This is a genomic window from Nonomuraea sp. NPDC050404, from assembly GCF_040655495.1.
Taxonomy (GTDB): domain Bacteria; phylum Actinomycetota; class Actinomycetes; order Streptosporangiales; family Streptosporangiaceae; genus Nonomuraea.
Genome location: NZ_JBFAKB010000006.1, coordinates 461069 through 478591, shown reverse-complemented (window position 1 = coordinate 478591; position 17523 = coordinate 461069). Strand labels below are relative to the sequence as shown.

The 17523-nt window shown below is 70.7% G+C and carries 12 protein-coding genes; 8 read left to right on the top strand and 4 right to left on the bottom strand.

Annotated elements, in window-relative coordinates; translation table 11 throughout:
* Nucleotides 1-10: 10 nt before the first annotated feature.
* From AB0I81_RS19505 to AB0I81_RS19490, 4 genes are all read left to right on the top strand, one after another.
* Nucleotides 11-2566: a LuxR C-terminal-related transcriptional regulator gene (locus tag AB0I81_RS19505; protein WP_360658373.1), complete on the top strand. Its 2556-nt coding sequence runs from the start codon at nt 11-13 to the stop codon at nt 2564-2566.
* A gap of 78 nt (nt 2567-2644) precedes the next feature.
* Nucleotides 2645-3025, top strand: coding sequence for an AMP-binding protein (locus AB0I81_RS19500; protein WP_360658371.1), 381 nt, complete (start codon nt 2645-2647; stop codon nt 3023-3025).
* A 90-nt stretch (nt 3026-3115) separates the two neighbouring features.
* Nucleotides 3116-5737, top strand: a complete 2622-nt coding sequence (locus AB0I81_RS19495) for a LuxR C-terminal-related transcriptional regulator (protein ID WP_360658369.1) — start codon at nt 3116-3118, stop codon at nt 5735-5737.
* Nucleotides 5738-5747: 10 nt separating this feature from the next.
* Complete coding sequence (locus AB0I81_RS19490) at nt 5748-6503, top strand: alpha/beta fold hydrolase (protein WP_360658367.1); 756 nt, start codon at nt 5748-5750, stop codon at nt 6501-6503.
* A gap of 310 nt (nt 6504-6813) precedes the next feature.
* Here the strand turns inward: AB0I81_RS19490 and AB0I81_RS19485 are convergent, their stop codons facing one another.
* Together AB0I81_RS19485 and AB0I81_RS19480 are read right to left on the bottom strand one after the other, a co-directional pair.
* Nucleotides 6814-8247: an aldehyde dehydrogenase gene (locus tag AB0I81_RS19485; RefSeq protein ID WP_360658365.1), complete on the bottom strand. Its 1434-nt coding sequence runs from the start codon at nt 8245-8247 to the stop codon at nt 6814-6816.
* A gap of 125 nt (nt 8248-8372) precedes the next feature.
* Entirely contained in the window at nt 8373-11396 is a 3024-nt protein-coding gene (locus AB0I81_RS19480) for a M14 family zinc carboxypeptidase (protein ID WP_360658363.1), read from the bottom strand.
* Nucleotides 11397-11597: 201 nt separating this feature from the next.
* Between AB0I81_RS19480 and AB0I81_RS19475 the strand changes: the two genes are divergently transcribed.
* The gene (locus AB0I81_RS19475) at nt 11598-12494 is read left to right on the top strand and encodes a hypothetical protein (RefSeq protein WP_360658361.1); all 897 of its coding nucleotides are present in this window, start codon (nt 11598-11600) and stop codon (nt 12492-12494) included.
* Here AB0I81_RS19475 and AB0I81_RS19470 read toward each other — a convergent pair.
* Nucleotides 12476-13795 carry a GH1 family beta-glucosidase gene (locus AB0I81_RS19470; RefSeq protein WP_360658359.1) on the bottom strand — a complete coding sequence of 440 codons (1320 nt, stop codon included), beginning with the start codon at nt 13793-13795 and terminating at the stop codon, nt 12476-12478. The two genes, AB0I81_RS19475 and AB0I81_RS19470, sit on opposite strands and share 19 nt — an antisense overlap.
* Nucleotides 13796-13884: 89 nt before the next feature.
* Between AB0I81_RS19470 and AB0I81_RS19465 the strand changes: the two genes are divergently transcribed.
* On the top strand, nt 13885-14523 hold the full coding sequence (locus tag AB0I81_RS19465; RefSeq protein ID WP_360658357.1) for a TetR/AcrR family transcriptional regulator: 639 nt from the start codon (nt 13885-13887) through the stop codon (nt 14521-14523).
* 12 nt (nt 14524-14535) lie between these two features.
* Here the strand turns inward: AB0I81_RS19465 and AB0I81_RS19460 are convergent, their stop codons facing one another.
* Nucleotides 14536-15459, bottom strand: a complete 924-nt coding sequence (locus tag AB0I81_RS19460; RefSeq protein WP_360658355.1) for an aldo/keto reductase — start codon at nt 15457-15459, stop codon at nt 14536-14538.
* A gap of 150 nt (nt 15460-15609) precedes the next feature.
* Between AB0I81_RS19460 and AB0I81_RS19455 the strand changes: the two genes are divergently transcribed.
* Both AB0I81_RS19455 and AB0I81_RS19450 read left to right on the top strand, forming a co-directional pair.
* Nucleotides 15610-15969, top strand: a complete 360-nt coding sequence (locus tag AB0I81_RS19455) for a MerR family transcriptional regulator (protein WP_360658353.1) — start codon at nt 15610-15612, stop codon at nt 15967-15969.
* 36 nt (nt 15970-16005) lie between these two features.
* Nucleotides 16006-17442 carry a penicillin-binding transpeptidase domain-containing protein gene (locus tag AB0I81_RS19450; protein WP_360658351.1) on the top strand — a complete coding sequence of 479 codons (1437 nt, stop codon included), beginning with the start codon at nt 16006-16008 and terminating at the stop codon, nt 17440-17442.
* The last annotated feature ends 81 nt before the right edge of the window (nt 17443-17523 follow it).

Below are 17523 nucleotides of genomic sequence, written 5' to 3'. Positions count from 1 at the left end.
GGGTGAGCACATGCCAACATCCCCCCGGCACAACCTTCCGGCAGAGCCCAACCGGTTCGTGGGTCGCGAGCGTGACCTCGACGACCTGCACGACCTGTTCGGCGAGACGCGTGTGGTGACGTTGTGCGGGGTGGGCGGCATCGGCAAGACCCGGCTGGCCATGAAGGTGGCCATCGGGCTGGTGCCGGCCTATCCCGATGGCGTCTGGCTGGTGGAGCTGGCCAGGCTCGGCCGTCCCGAGCTGGTCGAGCAGGAGATCGCGCGCGTGCTCGGCGTGCGTGAGGAGGCCGGCCGGCCGCTGCTCGACACCGTGGCGGCCCGCCTGCGCGACCAGTCCTGCCTGCTGCTGCTGGACAACTGCGAGCATCTGGTCGACAGGTGCGCCGAGATCACCGCCGCGCTGGTCGCGACCTGCCCGTCACTGCGCGTGCTGGCCACCAGCAGGGAGCCGCTGCGCATCGCCAGTGAGCTGATCTGGCGGGTGCCACCACTCGACCTGCCCGACCTCCTGCCCGGCAAGACCGTCCCCGGCTCGCCCGGAGAAGCTCCCCGCTCGCCAGGAGAAGCGCCAGCAGAAGCGCCAGGAGAAGCGCCAGGAGGAGCGCCAGGAGGAGCGGCCCCCAGCGATGGCGCTCCCGACCTGGCCGACGCCGGTGCCGGCTCCGAGGCGGTGCAGTTGTTCATGGATCGGGCGGCCGCGGCGGGGACCAGGCTGGGGCCGGAGAGCCTGGGTGACGTGGTGCGCCTGTGCCGGGCGCTCGACGGGTTGCCGCTGGCGCTGGAGCTGGCCGCCGCCCGTACCAGCCTGCTCAGTCCCGGGCAGATCGCCGACCGGATAGACGACCGCTTCTCCCTGCTCACCACCGGCGGGCGCACCGCCCCGGCCAGGCAGCGCACGCTGCTGGCGGCCGTCGAGTGGAGTTACGACCTGCTCTCGGCCAAGGAGCAGATTCTGTTGCGCCGGTTGTCGGTGTTCGCCGGTGATTTCGACCTCGACCTGGCCGAGCAGACCTGCGCCGAACGTCCCATCGCCCCGGGCGAGATCGTCGACCTGCTCGGCGGCCTGGTGGACAAGTCGCTGGTGTTGTGCGACGAGGGCCGCAGGCGCTACTGGCTGCTGGAGACCATCAAGCGGTACGCGATCGAGCGCCTCGACCAGGCCGGCGAGCGGGAGGTCCTGCGCGAGCGGCACCTCAACGTGCTCTGCGAGCTGCAGGAGCGCCACTTCGCGACCGAGATGGTGCAGCCCGCCACGCCCTGGCCGGTACGGCTGAAGGCGCTGATCGCCAGCCGTGACCTGGTCGCCGACCAGCGGGTGGCGCTCGACTGGGCGGCCGAGTCCGGCAACGTGGTCCTGGGCCTTCGGCTGTGCACGACCAGCACGGGGCTGCTGCCCATGGGGGGCAGCCTGACGGAGATCGTCGGCTGGGTGGAGCGGCTGCTCTCGCTCGACCGAGACGGGGTTCCCGCCACCCAGGTCGCGCACGCCAAGGCGTACCTGGCCTATGGCCTGGAGGCGAGGGACGAGCTGGGCAGGTCGCTGGAGGCGGCCGGGCAGAGCCTGGCGGGGATGGCGCCGGAGGAGGTGTTCCCGCGCTGCGTCATGCACAGCCTGATGGTGGTCGTGCTGCTGCGGATGGGCCGCGCCGACGACGCTCTGCACCACGCGGAGGAGGGCCTGGCGCTGGCCACCGGCTCCGGCGACACCTGGAACCAGACGGCCGGGCTGCTCGGGTTGTCGGCGGTGGCGCTGACCAGGGGCCGGCTGCGCGAGGCGCAGCGGCACGGCGAGGAGGCGCTGGCGCGGGCCCGCGAGCACGGTCACCGCTGGCTGATGGCCAGGACGGCCGGGCAGCTCGGCGCGGTGGCCGAGGCCCGCGGCGACCTGGTGACCGCCAAGGCCCAGTACGAGCTGGCCGTCCCCTGGCTGCGTGAGGTGGGCAGCGATACCGAACTGGCGCGCTGCCTGGCCAGGATCGGCCGGGTGGCGGCGATGTTGCACGAGTTCGGCACCGCGCGGGAGCGGCTGGCCGCCGCCCTTGCGCTGGGGCGGGCCACCGGGCAGCGCCAGGGCGTGGCCCGCTGTCTGGTGGGGCTGTCGGTGCTGGCCGAGTACGAAGGCGACCTGGACGGCGCGGTGCTGGCGGCGGCGGCGGCGTCCGGTCTGCGCGAGTCGATCGGGCAACACGCGGCCACGGTCAGGATCGAGGAGTTGCTCGGCCGGGCCCGCACCAAGCTGGGCGACGGCCGTACCACCTCGTTGTGGTCGCGTGGCAGGGCGATGAGTCCCGACGACGCCGCCCGCCACGTGCTGGAGGGCGAGCGGCTCGTGCAGCGCACGCCGGTGGCGGCCGAGCCGGTCAGGCACTCGTTGCTGACCGCCCGCGAGCAGGAGATCGCCGGCCTGCTCACCCGGGGGTTGTCCAACCGGGCCATCGCCGGGGAGCTGGTGATCAGCCCGGCGACGGTGGCCAGGCACATCGCCAACATCATGGAGAAGCTCGGCTACACCTCCAGGGCGCAGATCGCGGTGTGGGCTGCCGAGCATCCCAAGGGCTCCTCCTGAGCGGTCGCGCGCTTCTGCATAGGGATCTGCATATTCCGCCCCATGTGTGCACGAGATGCCCTCCCTACGGTGGGCCACATGGATGAGCGCATCGTGATGGTGGACTCGGGCACCGGCCTGAAGCTCACCGAGGAGCAGCTGGACGAGAGGTCCGCGGTCGCGGCCGTCCAGCTGCGGCGCAGAGGAGTGCGCGCTGGGGACACCGTGCTCATCTGCCTGCCCGTGGGGCCCGACCTGCTGGTGGCGACCCACGCGGTGATCGCCGCCGGCGGAGTCGTCTGGCCGCTGCCCGTCGATCTGGACGCGGCCACGCTGCGGGATCGCATCCAGGAGAGCGCGGCCCGGGTGATGATCTCCAACGTCCGGCCGGCTCTGGAGGCGGCCGACGAGTCCCGGGTACGGATCATCATGAGCGTCGCAGACCTGAGCGCTGCACATTCGTGTCCAACCAGTCGTTAACTATGTACGCAAAGTGATCGCATCGGGCCCCGCGTAGGGGGAGACTTGGCGCGAAGGTGAGCCTCCCGTGACCGCCCAGGCCTGGACGACATGACCCCTCGTGCTCCGCACAACCTGCCCGTAGAGCCCAACCGCTTCATCGGACGCGCGCGTGACGTGGTGGAGCTGGGCGCGCTCGTCCGTGAGGAACGCCTGGTCACGCTGAGTGGCGTGGGCGGCATCGGCAAGACCCGGCTGGCGCTGCGGGTGGCCGAGCAGGCGCTGCCCTGGTTCGCCGACGGCGTGTGGCTGGTGGAGCTGGCCCGCGTCGGCAGTCCGGCGCTCGTGGTGAGCGAGATCGCCGGGGTGCTCGGAGTGCGCGACGAGATCCCGGGCCGGCTGCTCGACGGCCTGCTGGTGCGCCTGCGCGACGCCGGCGCGCTGATCGTGCTGGACAACTGCGAGCACCTGGTCGAGTCCTGCGCCGAGCTGGTGTCGGAGCTGATCGCCGAGTGCCCCGAGCTGAGGTTCCTGCTCACCAGCAGGGAGCCGCTGCGCATCCAGGGCGAGCTGATCTGGCGCGTGCCGCCGCTGGAGCTGCCCGACGACCACCATCCCGACGCCGAGTCCGTGCTGCTGTTCGTGGAGCGGGCGCTGGCGGCGGGGGCGCGCGGGGTGTCGGAGAGCATGGACGACGTCGTACGCCTGTGCCGCGCGCTCGACGGCCTGCCGCTGGCGCTGGAGCTGGCGGCGGCCCGTACGAGTCTGCTGAGCCCGGGGCGCATCGCCGACCGGCTCGGCGACCGGTTCACCCTGCTCACCACCGGCCACCGTACGGCGCCCGACCGGCAGAGCACGCTGCTGGCCACCGTGGAGTGGAGCCACGACCTGCTCAAGCCGAAGGAGCGGGTGCTGCTGCGCAGGCTGGCGGTGTTCGCGGGGTTGTTCGACCTCACGCTGGCCGAGCGGGTGTGCGCCGACGGCGGGATCCTGCGCAGGGGTGAGGTGCTCGACCTGCTGGGCGGCCTGGTGGACAAGTCGCTGGTGCTGCACCAGGGCGCGTCGGGGCGCTACCACCTGCTGGAGACCATCCGCCAGTACGCCGCCGACCGGCTGGCCGAGGTGGGCGAGGTGGAGCGGCTGCGCGGCCGGCACCTGCGGGTGTTCTGCGAGGAGGTGGAGCGCTGTTACGAGGGCGGCTCGCTCGATCGGCGGATGCCGTGGCCGGAGCGGTTCGCGTACTTCAGCAGGGGTCGTGAGCTGCTCGACGACTGCGGGATCGCGATCGAGTGGGCGGTGCGGGCGCGCGAGCCGGTGCTCGGGCTGCGCCTGGCCCGTGCGGCGCTGGCGATCCTGGCCGTCCGCGGCGACCTGAGGGAGAGCGTCGGATGGCATGAGCGGCTGCTGGCGCTGGACGTGTCCGAGGTGCCCGCCGACCTCCTGGCGGTGGCCAAGGGGGCGCTGGCGTACGGGCTGGAGCTGGGTGATGAGCTGGAGCGCGCGCAGGAGCTCATCGTGCAGGGCGTGGCGGAGCAGAAGCGGCATCCCTACACACACTGGCTGGGCATCACCTACGGCGTGGCGCTGACCGTGTTCTTCCGTACGGGGCAGACCGAGCGGGCGACGGGCTACCTGGAGGAGCTGGAGGCGGCGGCGACCGCGCATGACGACCTGTTCAACCTGGCCACGGTCCGGATCGCGCAGCTCAACCTGGCGCTCTTCGAGGGACGGCTGCGTCAGGCGCGGTGCCGCGGTGAGGAGGCGCTCGCGCTGGGCAGGGCGGCCGGGCACCACTGGACGCAGGCCAGGGCGCTGACCCATCTCGGCGCGGTGGCCGAGGCTGCGGGCGACCTGGAGGCGGCCATGTCGCACCACTGCGCCGCGCTGCCGCTGCTGGAGGGCATGGACAACCGGGTCGAGCTGGCCCGCTGCCATGCGCAGGTGGGCCGGGTGGCCGCCGGGCTGGGCGACCATGCCGCCGCGAGGAGACATGTGTCGGCGAGCCTGGAGTTGTCCACGCAGACCGGGCAGCGCAGGGGGATCGTACGGGCGCTCATGGCCCTGTCGGCCCTGGCCCAGGCGTGGGGCGACCTGGAGGGCGCGGTGCTGGCCGCGGCGGCGGCGGGCGCGTTGCGCGAGTCGATCGGGCAGTTCGGCACGCCGGGACGGGTGCAGGAACTGCTGGCACTGGCCCGCGAGCGGCTTGGTGAGGGCCGGGTGCGGCTGTTGTGGGCCAGGGGCGCGGAGTGGACGCCGGAGGCGGCCAGGCGGGTGCTCGACGGCGAGATCCAACCGACCGGGCAGGCGGCCGGGCGGGTGCTCGACGGCGAGAACCAGCCGACCGGAGAGGCGGCCGTCCGCGCGCTCGACGGGCAGGGCTGGCCGTTCGAGGAGACGGATGGGCAGGCATGGCCATCGGGTGCGGACGGGCGGGCTTGGCCGTCAGGAGCGGCCGGGCGGGCTTGGCCGTCAGGAGCGGCCGGACGGGCTTGGCCGTCTGGGGCGGCCGGGCGGGGGCCCGAGGGCGGGGCCGGGCTGACCGCCAGGGAGCGCGAGATCGCCGCGTTGCTCACCCGCGGCCTGACGAACCGGGCCATCGCGGGGGAGTTGGTGATCAGCCCCGCAACCGTGGCCAGGCACATCGCCAACATCATGGACAAACTGGGCTTCGACGCCCGCTCGCAGATCGCGGTGTGGGCGGCCGAGCGCGGGATCGACGTTCAGCGGACATAACCTCTGTTCCATGCCTTACGCGCCGCATTTCCCCGTCATGCTCAGAACCGAGGACGGGGTCCGCATCGACGCCGCGCACACCCGCTCGCCCCACTCGTCGGATGTGGGGATCGTGCTGGCGCACGGTTTCACCGGCTCGTGGCGGGACCGCACCGCCCGCCGCATCGCGCACGTGCTGAGCGGGTACGGCGGGGTGATCGCGTTCGACTTCCGCGGTCATGGGCGCTCCGGCGGCGAGACGACGGTGGGCGACCGGGAGGTCTTCGACCTGGAGGCCGCGATCAGGCACGCCCGCGTGGTCGGCTATTCCAAGATCGCGGTCGTGGGCTTCTCCATGGGGGCGTCGGTGGCCGTCCGGCACGCGGGGCTGCGTGGCGGGGTGGACGCGGTGGTGGCGGTGAGCGGCCCGGCCCGCTGGTACTACCGGGGCACCAGGCCGATGCGCCAGGTGCACTGGGCCATCGAGCGGCCGCTGGGCCGGTGGGCGGCGCGGGTGGCCAAGCGCACGAGGATCGCGCGCGCCCAGTGGGACCCGATCCCGATGCCGCCGCACGAGGCCGCCGGGCTCATCTCGCCCGTGCCGCTGCTGATCGTGCACGGGGACGCGGACACCTTCTTCCCGCTCGATCACGCGCGGCAACTCTACGACGGCGCGCGGGAGCCGAAGGAGCTCTGGATCGAGCCGGGGTACGGCCACGCGGAGTCCGCGGCGACCCCCGAACTCATCCGCAGAATCGGCAAGTGGATCTCTTCGAACTTTTCGTGAGTGAAACACGTCTACCTAGGGCGGAAGGAAAGAATCCACCGGGAGAAAGTCCGCAGGGAAGGAAACCGACGCTGCGGTGGACGTAGGAGATACTGCAGTAGTAACCGGGCGGTTGCCCACAGTGTCGTGATTTTCTGTGGGTGGCGGTTTTCGGCGGCTTTCCGGGTGGTTTCGCCGCCCAGCGTCGCGGGGGCGCGCTGGGTGGCCGCCCACGCAGGGAAAAGGGCCTCGCGACGCGGGGCCCTTTTCACGTGCGGCCTCAGCCAGGACGGTCTCAGCCAGGACGGTCTCAGTCGAAGCCGAGATGGGCTCAGCCGAGGCGGGCGATCGTCTTGTACTCCAGGTAGCTGTTCAGGCCCTCGGGGCCCAGCTCGCGGCCGATGCCGCTGGCCTTGTAGCCGCCGAAGGGCGCGCCGGTCTCCAGCATGAAGCAGTTCACGCCGTACGTCCCGGTACGCACCTGGCGGGCCACGTCCATGCCGTGTTCGGTGTCGGCCGTCCACACCGTGCCGGCCAGGCCGTAGTCGCTGTCGTTGGCGATGCGTACGGCGTCGGCCTCGTCCTCGTACGGGATCACCGCCAGCACGGGCCCGAAGATCTCCTCACGGGCGATGCGCATGTCGTTGCTGACGCCCGCGAAGACGGTGGGCGAGACGTACCAGCCCTTGTCGTAGGGCCGGTCAAGGCCGCCGACCACGACCTTGGCGCCCTCGTCGATGCCGAGCCTGATGTAGCCCTCCACCCGGTCCTGCTGCCGCTTGGCCACCAGCGGGCCGATGCCGGTCGAGGGGTCGGCGGGGTCGCCGACGGGCTGGGCGCCGACCATGCCCGCGATCGCGTCCACGACCTCGTCGTAGCGGTGGCGGGAGGCCAGGATGCGGGTCTGGGCGACGCACGCCTGGCCGTTGTTCATGAGGGAGGCCATGGACAGGAAGCCCATGCTGGCGGCCAGGTCGGCGTCGTCCAGGATGATCGCGGCCGACTTGCCGCCCAGCTCCAGGCTGACCCGCTTGAGCTGCTCGCCGCAGATCGCGCCGATGCGCCGGCCCGCCGCGGTCGAGCCGGTGAAGGCCACCTTGTCCACGCCCGGGTGCGAGATCAGGTGCTCGCCCACCTCGCGGCCCGCGACCACGATGTTCAGCACGCCCCTCGGCACGCCGGCCTCGGCGGCCCAGTCGGCCAGCAGGTAGGCGTCCAGCGGCGTCTCGGGGGCCGGCTTGAGCACCATCGTGCAGCCGGCCAGCAGCGCGGGCGCGAGTTTGGTCATGGTCACGAACTGCGGCACGTTCCACGGCACCACGGCCGCGACCACGCCCACCGGCTCCCTGCGCACGGTGATCGGGCCGAACAGCCCCGGCCGCTGCTCCTCCTGCGCGAACGTCTTGCCCAGTTCGGCGTAGTACTGCAACATGCCGAGCGGCTGGGGCGCCTGCGCGAGGTTGGAGAAGCTGATCGGCGAGCCCATCTCCTCGGTGATGAGCTGGGCCATCTCGGCCTGTCGCTCGTTGTAGATCTCGGCCAGCCTGCCGATCACCGCGGCCCGCTCGGCGAACGTCATCCGCGGCCACGGCCCGTGGTCGAACGCCTCCCTGGCCGCCGCGACCGCGCGGTTCATGTCCTCGGGCGTGCCGTCGGGCACGCGGCCGACGATCTCCTCGGTGTGCGGGGAGATGACGTCTATGGTGCCGGTGCCCGCTGGGGCCACCCATTCGCCCCCGATGAACAGCTTGTCGTGCTGGCGCATGTCGTGAGCTCCTCGCTTGACCGAATGCTTGCTTGCTATCGGTGTGCCTCAAGGTGACCGAATCATGTTCTGTCCGGGCACGCAAGAGGGGTGCGGCGTCGCGCGCCGCACCCCTCGGTCAGACGTCAGCGAGGATTGCCGAGCAGGTGCCGCATGGAGCGCTTGACCAGATCGTCGCGTGCGCTCTGATCGGCCACGGTCTCGACGCCGAAGCCGAGGTAGACGGTGTCCTCGGTGACGATGCCGCCGCCCTCCTCGAAGACCTGGTCCGTGCGGAACCAGTTGTTGATCGACGGCGAGCTGCCCTCGGGCTGCGCGCCGACGGCCCAGCCGCCCAGGTCCGTCTCGAACGAGGTCGTCTCGCTCACCGCGCCGTCCAGGGTGACGGTGGCGTCGTCGAGGAAGACGCCCGCGCCCTGGGTGGCCCAGTCGCTGATGTAGGAGATGGAGATCTCGACCTGCTTGCCCGCGTACGGGGTCAGGTCGATCTTCCACTGCTGCCAGCCGCCGGAGTTGCCCGAGGCCGCGTGCCACGCGCCGGAGGTGCCGGTCGGCTCGCAGTTGACGCCCTGGTAGCGCTGGGTGAACGGGTGGATCACGCGCCAGCCGCCGCTGTTCTCCACCAGGCAGCTGTCACCGGTCTCCTGGGTGGTGTGCCCGTTGGCGTCCGGCAGCGTGGTCCAGTCGTCGCCGCCCGCCGTGCGCGCCTCGACCGTCAGGTGGTCCCAGTGCAGTTCGGTGTCGTACGACGTCCAGAACGACAGGTCGCCGCTGGATTTGCCGGTCAGGTCGATGGTCTTGGTCAGCCGCTTCCACGAGACGTCGGCGATGCCGCTGTAGACGTCCCAGGAACCGGTGTGCGGGTCGAACGGGCCTCCCGGGCGTACCCACTTGACCTGGGCCGAGCTGGCGAAGCGGGGGAAGTCCGCGGCGGGCAGGATGGCCGAGGTGGCCACGAACGACTGCGTGTGGCTGGGCTCGATCGTGGCGTTGAAGCCGTCGAACGCGCCGCCGTTGCCCTGCAGCGCGAACGGCTGCTGGGTGCTCTGGTCGGTGCCGGCGTTGTCGAAGAAGACGTACGCGCCCAGGTAGTACTGCTGGAAGTCGTTGAACACCGGGATGCAGGGCGGGTCGTCGTCCACCGTGCACTCGGGGTTCTGCGGCTGGTCGGGCTCGTAGTAGTAGGAGCCGTTGAAGTTGGCCGCGTACGACGGGTACTTGCCGGCGTGCAGCAGCTTGCCGCCCTCGTTCAGGTAGTCGCGCACCGCGAGTTCGGTGTCCACGCCGCCCTTGGAGGTGGTGCCCGGCACCTGGCCCTGCGACCTGGGGATGACGTCGTCGCCGGTCTCCCAGACCACCGCCTTGTAGTGGCTGAGCACGCCCAGCGGGTGCGGGGCCTTGCGGCCTGCCTTGTCCATGTCGTACACGTCGGAGGTGTAGCCGGAGGACCGCAGGGCGGCGGCGTACTCGTCGGCGTACTTGGCCTCGGTCACGCCCTGCGCGGGGCTCAGGCCGGTGACGTCCTCCGTGGCCAGCACCAGCACCTTGCCGCCGATGTCGGTGGCGACGGTGTAGGTGAAGTCGGCGCTCTTCCTGCCGATCGAGCTGAACCAGACCTTGACCTTGTCACCCGGCTTGGTGCCGGTGATCTTGCCGCGCAGCCGGTGGTAGTAGCGGTCGTAGCCCTTGCCGTAGCGCTCGCCGCCCTTCCACTCCCTCGTCAGTGCCGTCTTCGTACGGCCCCCGTTGACCTGGTAGTTCAGGAACACCGGACCGAGCCTGCGCTTGGCGTTGACCTGGACGACCTGGTCCCTGCCGTGGCTGACCTCGAACGGGTCGATCACGAAGTCGGGCGTCCTGTTGCCCAGGTGGCTGACCGGCTCGACCGGGTTGGCGGCCGACTTGGCCACGTCGAGCGCGAACGGCAGGTTCTTCTCGAACTCCTCCTGGACCAGCGCCTCGTTGTCGGGGAAGACGAAGCCGCAACCGTCGCAGCCCTCGTTGAGCTCGGGCGTCCACGACAGCGTGCCGTACCGGGAGTGGGCGTGGTCGTTGGTGTCGCCGTTGGTGGTGTACAACTCGGCGCCGAGGTCGGGGTCGAAGCCGGGCACCGCCGGGTTGGCGTCGTCGCCGGTGAGGGCCTCGTAGATCGGGTTGTCGGCGGTCTCCGTGGCGATCTGCCAGCCGATCGGGTAGAGCAGCAGCGGGCCGTAGGAGTGGTAGTTGAGCTGCGTCTCGAAGCCGACGCGCCGCAGCAGGCCGTCCATGGCCCTGGTCTCCGGCTCGCTGGCCGGGCCGGTGCCGCGGTAGGTCTCGCTGCTGGGGATGCTGGAGGAGCCTTCCTCGTCGTAGTGGAAGTTCGTGGGGAAGTTCCGGTTCGGGTCCACGCCGTCGCCGCCGGTGATCCGGCCGTCGCCGTTGTTGTCACGCAGGTTCTTGCGCCACAGGCGGTTGCCGTCGGTGAAGGTGAAGTCGTAGCCGTCGGGGTTGGCCACCGGCACGAACCACAGCTCGGTCCTGTTCAGCAGGTCCCGCAGCGAGCGCTTGTTCGCGACCACGTGCTTCAGCAGCCGCATGTCCACCTCGGTGGAGATCCACTCGCGGGCGTGCTGGGTGGCGGAGAAGAGCGTCGAAGGCTTGACGCCGTCGGGCAGCAGCCGGGCGCCGGTGGTGACCTTGGCGGCCAGGATGTCCTGGCCGCGCAGGCTCTTGCCGATCGACTGCAGCTTGACGACGTCCCTGTGGTCGCGGGCGATCGCCCTGAGCTGGTCGGCGATGCCGCCGGGCTCGGAATAGGACTTGAAGACGGTGTAGCCGGCGGCCGCCTGCGCCTTGGCGGCCTCCAGCTGGGACTGGCCCTGCGGATTGCGTACGACCTGGGGCCGGTGGCCCAGCTTGGCCAGGGCGGCGAGGTCCGGCCGGTCGGCGGTCAGTTCGATGTGTTCCTTGTCGCCCTTGGACTCCTGCCTGACGACGTCGAAGCCCTTCTCCCTGAGCGCCTGGGCGGTGCCCGGCGGGCTGTCGAGCTGGTACAACTCGATGCGGTCGGCGGGTGGCAGCGGATCCACGGACGCCACGGCGGGCGTCGCCACGATGGAGGTGCATAAGCCGAGGATGACGGCGGTGGTGAGGACAAAGGATCGAGACACGGTCTGCCCCTTCGCAGAGACGGAATCGATCGCCATCTCAGACGTTTGGAGCGATCTAGACAAGACCCAACTTTCCGTCGGCCCTCAAACCGGACAAAAGCCTGAAAACACCTCCAAAGGTGCAGCAGTTCGGTCATTCGGATGACAGAGATCAAGATCATCTTCTATAGTTTCGGACCGTCTATGAGGGAGGGGACGGGTGTGAGAATCTGGCGGCTCGCCGTTCTTGTCGCCGTTCTCTCGGGGCTGCTCGGACTGCCTTCCCCCACCCCGGCCGCGGCCGACCCTTCCCCCGCCGAACTGCGCAAACTCACCAAGCAGGCGGCGCGGCTGAACGACCTCTACCGCGGCCAGATCCAGAGCCTGGAGGAGATCAGGATCCAGGCGAAGAAGGCCACGGACAACTCCGGCAACCTGCAGGCCCAGCTCAGGGCCGCCCAGGAGGAGGTGAGCCGGATCGTGCAGACCTCCTACATGGTGGGGCCGCTCGACGGCATCCGGCTCATCACGCCCAACGGCGACCCGTACGCGATGCTGGGGCAGGCCGCCAACATGACCTACATGGCCAACGAGCGCGCGCAGCGGGTCGAGAACGTCAAGAAGCTGATCGAGAAGGCCGACGAGGCGAAGCTCAACGCCAACGAGAAGGTCGAGAAGCTCCGCAAAGAGATCAAGACCCTGCAGAACAAGAAGGACGACATCCAGAAGCTGCTGCAGAAGTACGGCTTCCAGCAGCCGGGCGGCGCGGAGGGCCTGACCCCGCGCATGATCAACGTCCGCGCGGAGATCATGGCGAACTTCCCCATGCGGTACGGCGTCGGCTGCCTGCGCCCCGGTGACCCGGGCGAGCACGGCAAGGGCAGGGCCTGCGACTTCATGATGTCCGGCGGCGGCAGTATGGCCGGCGGGAACGACGCGGCCAACGGCGACGCGCTGGCCGACTGGCTGATCAAGAACGGCTCGCGGCTCGGCGTCATGTACATCATCTGGAAGCAGCGCTACTACGACATCCGGTCGGGCGGCGGCTGGGATCCGATGTCGGACCGCGGCGGGGTCACCGCCAACCACTACGACCACGTTCACGTGTCGGTGTTCTGAGCCTTCCGCAGGTAGTCGCGGTACCAGTGGTAGGAGCGCTTCGGGGTGCGGCGCTGGGTGGCGAAGTCCACGTGTACGAGGCCGAAGCGCTGGTGGTAGCCCTCGGCCCACTCGAAGTTGTCCAGCAGCGACCAGACGAAGTAGCCGCGTACGTCCACGCCCTCGGCCATGGCCTGCCGCATGGCGGTCAGGTGGCCGTCGAGGTAGGCGACGCGGGCGTCGTCCTCGACCCTGCCGTCCGGGGTGAGGGCGTCCTCCTGGGAGCAGCCGTTCTCGGTGATCAGGATCGGCGGGAGGGCGGTGCCGTACCTCGACTTGAGGCCCGTGAGCAGTTCGCGCAGGCCGTCGGGGACGACAGGCCAGCCGAAGGCGGTGACCGGGTGGCCGGTGATGCCCGCGTCCTCGAACGGGAGCCCGGCGCCGGGTGGCGGGGCGGCGATGCGGGTGGGGTTGTAGTAGTTGACGCCGAGGGCGTCCAGCGGGGCGGAGATGGTCTCCAGGTCTCCGTCGCGGACGAAGTCCACCTCGGGCACATACGCCGACAGGTCCGGATATTTCCCGAGAAGTATGGGGTCGTTGAACAGGCGGTTGTGCAGGATGTCGTACGCCTCGGCCGCCTTCAGGTCCGCCTCCCCGTCAGAGGCGGGCCGTACCGGCGTGCAGTTGTTGGTGAGCGCCACCTGACGGGCGCCGGCCGCGCGCAGCGCCTGGACGGCCAGCCCGTGGGCGAGCAACTGGTGGTGGGCGGCGGGCAGGGCGCCGGTCATCAGCAGCCTGCCGGGGGCGTGCACGCCCATGGCGTAGCCGTAGGCCATGTGGACGAACGGCTCGTTCAGCGTGATCCACCACGGGACACGATCGGCCAGCCGGGCGGCGACCGTGGCGGCGTAGTCGGCGAAGATCCGGCAGACGTCGCGGTTCAGCCATCCGCCGCGCTCCTCCAGCGCCTGCGGCAGATCCCAGTGGAACAACGTCGGCACCGGCTCGATCCCCGCCGCCAGCAGCGCGTCCACCAGCCGGTCGTAGAAGTCCAGGCCCCGCGGATCCACCCGGCCCGAGCCCACGGGCAACACGCGCGGCCAGGCGATCGAGAAGCGGTAGGCGTTCACGCCGAGCCCCGCCATGAGCGCGACGTCCTCGCGCCAGCGGTGGTAGTGATCGCACGCCACGTCCCCGGTGTGCCCGTCCCTGGTACGGCCGGGCTCGTGGGCGAAGGTGTCCCAGATGGAGGGGCCCCTGCCGTCCTCGCCCGTGGCGCCCTCGATCTGGTAGGCCGCCGTGGCCGTACCCCATAAGAACATCCCGGCCTCCCGTTATGCGAGAAAGGCTCATGTTAACCGACGTGGAATTCCATGACTCGGGGCCCGCGGAAATGCGCCAGGATGGGAACATGACCAGTACCTTGCGTCGCCGCCCCGCGCAACGCCGGAGCGTCGTGCGGGTGGAGCGGATGCTCGACGAGTGCGCGCTCCTGCTAGACGAGGTCGGTTACGAGGCGCTGACCACGAAAGAGGTCGCGCGCCGGGCCGAGGTGCCGATCGGCACGTTCTACCAGTTCTTCCACGACAAGCAGGGGCTGGTGCGCGCGCTGGCGCGGCGCAACCTGGAGGCGTTCCTGCAGCGCATCACCCAGCTCATCCCCACCGTGGACGTCTCGCACTGGACGGACCTGGTCGATCTGACCATCGACGAGTTCGTCGACATGAAGCGCAGCACGCCCGGATTCGCCGTGGTGGACTTCGGCGAGGTGCTCGCCGCCCCCGGCGGCCCGGCCGTCGAGGGCAGCAGCCGGGCGCTCAACGAGACGCGGGAGAACAACGTCGTCGTGGCCGAACGCCTGCGCGCCCTGACCCTCGAACTCCTGGACGCCCCCGCGGGTCCAGGGCTCGACCGGGCGCTGCTGGTGGCGGTGGAGGCGACGGACGCCGTGCTCAAGCTCGCCTTCCGGGCCGACAGGAAGGGCGACCCCGTCCTCATCGCCGAGTGCAAGCAACTCGTCCGCCGCTACCTGGCCGACCACCTGCCCTGACCGCCCCCGCTCTCAGCAGGCGGCGTCCAGGCGGGCCCGCAGCTCGGCGTCCAGTTTGAGGTCCGCCGCGCCGATGGCCTCCTCCAGCTGCGCCATCGTGGAGACGCCCACGATGGGCACGATCCCGTCGCCCATGAGCCAGGCCAGGACGACCTGGTTCCGGGTGACGCCCAGCTCGTCCGCGACCTCACGCAGGGCGGCCAGCCGCCGGGTCGTGCCCGGGTGATCGTAGATGTCCGGGATCGCGCGGTCGGGACGCGTGTAGGCGCCGAACATCAGCGTGTTGTACGCCCACAGCGTCATCCCGGGCTCGGCGGCCAGGTAATCGAGCAGTTCGTCCGAGGCCAGCGTGTGCCCCGACTCGGCGAGCCTGGTGTCCGGGCGCGGACGCAGGTAGGTGTGACGGAGCTGCACGAAGGTGTAGGGCATCCAGCCGCGCGCCGCCGCGATGGTCCTGGCCCGGTCAAGCCGCCAGGTGGCCACATTGCTGGCGCCGAGCGCGCGGATCTTGCCTGCCTCCGCCAGCTCGTTGAACGCCCCCAAAGTCTCCTCAATCGGTACGGAACGGTCCTCGATGTGCGCCCAATACACATCTATGTAGTCCGTCCCCAATCTCTTGAGGCTGCCCTCGGCCGCCGTGGCGATGGCGGCGGCGGACAGGCCCTCCGCCGAGTCCAGGGTGAGGTCGCCGGGGACGGTGGGCCGGGCGCCGACCTTGGTGCTGATGAAGACCTCCTCCCGGTTGCCACGGGCGGCCAGCCACGCGCCGATGGCCAGCTCACTCTCATCGCCGGTCCTGCCCTCCACCCAGAAGGGGTAGTTGTCGGCCGTGTCGAGCATGGTGCCGCCGGCCTCCCGGAAGCGGTCCAGGATGGCGAAGGTGTCGCCCATGCCGACGGTCGTGCCGAACGGAATCGTGCCGAGTGCGAAGTTCATGGCTCAGATGCTGAGACCTGGACCAGGCTCCAGGTCAACCTCTTGACCTGGAGCCCACTCCAGGTGAAATCCTGGGAGCGTGAGTGAGCGCAGTGAGCGAACAATTAGACACAGCAGTGTTTCGCTCGCGCGGCCTCCGGAGGAGGTCGCGTGAGCGTGTACACACCTGCCGAAGTGGTCGAGGAGACGGGCTTCAGCATCGACACCCTGCGCTACTACGAGAAGATCGGCCTGCTGGAGCGCATCGACAGGAACGCGGCCGGTCAGCGCAGGTTCAGCCAGGAGGACGTCGGCTGGCTGGGCATGGTCCGCTGCCTGCGTGACACGGGCATGCCGATCGCCACGATGTTGCGCTTCGCCGAACTCGTCCGCGCGGGCGACCACACGATCCCCGACCGCATCAAGCTCCTGGAGGAGCACGACCGGCAGGTCCAGGCGCAGATCGAGAACCTCGCCGCGCGCCAGCGCTACATCCACACCAAGATTTCCTACTACCGCAGAGTCCTCTAGCCCTGCCTTTGCGGCCCGCTTGCTAGATCTCGATTCATGGCTGGATCGAGGGGCCGGCTGCTCGACGTCCCGCTGCTCCGGGTCGCCCGGCTCTCCGCGGCGATGTTGTTCGTCCTGCTCACGCACATCACGCTGCTCCAGTCGATCGGCCCGCCCACGCTCAACGCCGACCGCAGGAACGAGCGCCCCCTGCTCGCCAGGTACGGCCATCCGCGCGGCGCCATCCTGTCCTACGACGGCACCCCGCTCGCCGTCAGCCGCCCGTCCGGCGCGGGCCCGTACCGCTACCGGCGCCTCTATCCACAGGGTGAGCCGTACGCGGCCGTCACCGGGTACACCGCGCTGCACCGCGCGACCGGCATCGAGCACGCGCAGGACGCGGTGTTGTCGGGGGCCGACCCCAAGGTCAGGCTCAGGTCGCTGGTCCAGCGCGGGACCATCGAGGGGGCCGACGTCCGGCTGACGATCAGCGACCGGGTGCAGCGGGCGGCCCACCAGGGGCTGAGGTCGGCCGGGTTGCCCGGGGCGGTGGTGGCCCTCGATCCGGCGACGGGGGCCGTGCGGGCGCTGGCCACGTATCCGACTTATGACCCGAACGCGCTGGCCACGTTCGACCGGGGCCGGCTGGCGGAGACGGCGCGGCGGTTGCGGCAGGAGCCCGCGCAGCCCCTGCTCAACCGGGCGCTCAACCAGGTCTATCCGCCCGGGTCGACGTTCAAGCTGGTCACCGCGGCGGCGGCGCTGGCGTCGGGGGAGTACAGCCCGTCGGCGCCGGTGGAGGCGCCCGCGCGGCTGCGGTTGCCCGGGGCGCCGGCGTACGTGGAGGGGCGCTGCGCGGAGAGCGGGCGTCCGACGCTCGCGTACGCGTTCCAGGCGTCATGCGATACGGCGTTCGCCACCATCGGGCTTCGGCTCGGGCAGGATCCGCTGCGGGATCAGGCGGAGGCGTTCGGCTTCAACGCGGGCAATCTGCGGATTCCGCTGCCCGCGACGCCGAGCCGGTATCCGCTGACCGCCGACCGGTCCCAGACGGCCCTGGCCGCCATCGGGCACCACGAGAACCGGGTGACGCCGCTGATGGTGGCCATGATGTCGGCGGCGGTGGCCAACGACGGGGTGCTGATGCGGCCGTACCTGGTGGAGGAGGTGCGGCTGCCGGACGGCTCGGTCATCAACCGGGCCGATCCGGCGCCTTACCGCAGGGCCGTCTCGCCCGGACTGGCCCGTTCTCTGGCGGCGATGATGACGTCGGCGTCGTCGCCGGGCGGCACGGCGGCGGGGAGTCCCGGGGTGCGGATGGCGTCCAAGACGGCCGCGGACGAGGGGGAGCCCGCGGACCACGCCCTGGTCACGGCCTTCGCGCCGGCCCAGACGCCGGAGGTGGCGGTGGGGGTGGTGCTGGAACGGCCGGGGGATCGGGCGGACGCGGTCGCGGTGATCGCCCGCGCGGTGATCGAGGCGGCGCTGGGGTGAGGTCGTACGGTCGTCGAGGCGGTGCTGGGGTGAGGTCGTACGGTCGTCGAGGCGGTGCTGGGGTGAGGTCGTACGGTCGCT